The following is a 1,070-nucleotide window of genomic DNA, read 5'->3' as shown; positions in this document are numbered from 1 at the left end:
GCTAAAGATTTTTAGAGTAGTATCGGAAGAGAAGAAAACAGTCGCGGCAGCCAAGAGGCTCAACATCACTCAACCTGCTGTCAGCCGGGCGATGGCACGTCTACGTGAGCATTTTAACGACCCACTATTTGTGCGAACGAGGTATGGATTAAAGCCTACGGACAAAGGACAACTTTTATCCGATAGCTTACCTAAAATAATGGATGATTTATCGAATCTCATTTTAGAGCTTGATGAATTTTCGCCAGAAAGCAGTTCCGCGAATATAAAAATCGCAATTAATGGATTTTTTGGCGTCTCCTTCCCTGCTAAATTGCATTTAAAGTTATTAGATATCGCTCCTAATATCACAATAGAAACAGAAAGTTGGAGCTCAAATACCATTAGTAAACTGATTAATGGTGAGTTAGATTTGGGAATCAACTACCCTCTAAACAATGTCCCAAAAGAACTACAAACCAAGCACCTTGCCACCGATGAATTTCAGATATTAGCGAGAGATGCACACCCTTTATCGGATCAAGCGATCGATTGTAATGACTTAAGTCTATATCCAATTGTCACTGCCATCGTCCCAGATTGGAATGAGAACAGAACGCTTATTGAGTGCTGGGCAGAGCGTGAAAACATTGAAACCGAAACCGCTTTTAGGTCCAGTTCCATTTTGTCTCTATTAGAAGTGATTTCTGAGACAGATGCTCTATTCCCCACATCTGCGTTTCTTTCAAGAAAGCATCTTTCCGGACTCAAAAGTTTGTCACTCTCCCCACAACTAAAAGCCTCCTTCAAAGGCGAGTCTCAAGATATTTACCTATACATGCACTATCGCCATCGCAATAGTCCTATTTATAAATGGCTGATTCCAATAATTGAAAGCACACTTTCATCCATTAACGATAATTAGTTGTTTTTTAAAGCCTTTCGATTCTTCTCAATGGTAACGTTTCATTTACCGGTGAGATATTAATATTTGATATATTCTGTATCACATCAACGAAGTTAATTGATCTTTGTTTTAGAGGTATATTGATTAAGCAATCAATATTAAAATAACAACAGACCATAACTTT

1 protein-coding gene is annotated in these 1,070 nt (G+C 38.3%); it reads left to right on the top strand.

The genetic code is table 11. The features are described 5' to 3' along the window. A partial coding sequence (locus tag R7O12_RS26650; protein WP_318127082.1) for a LysR family transcriptional regulator occupies positions 1–904 on the top strand: 904 nt, incomplete at its 5' end. Positions 905–1,070: the final 166 nt, after the last annotated feature.

It is taken from the genome of Vibrio sp. Vb1574 (genome assembly GCF_033338675.1).
Note: the sequence above shows the minus strand (reverse complement) of the source record. Positions and strands in the feature narration are given on the sequence as shown.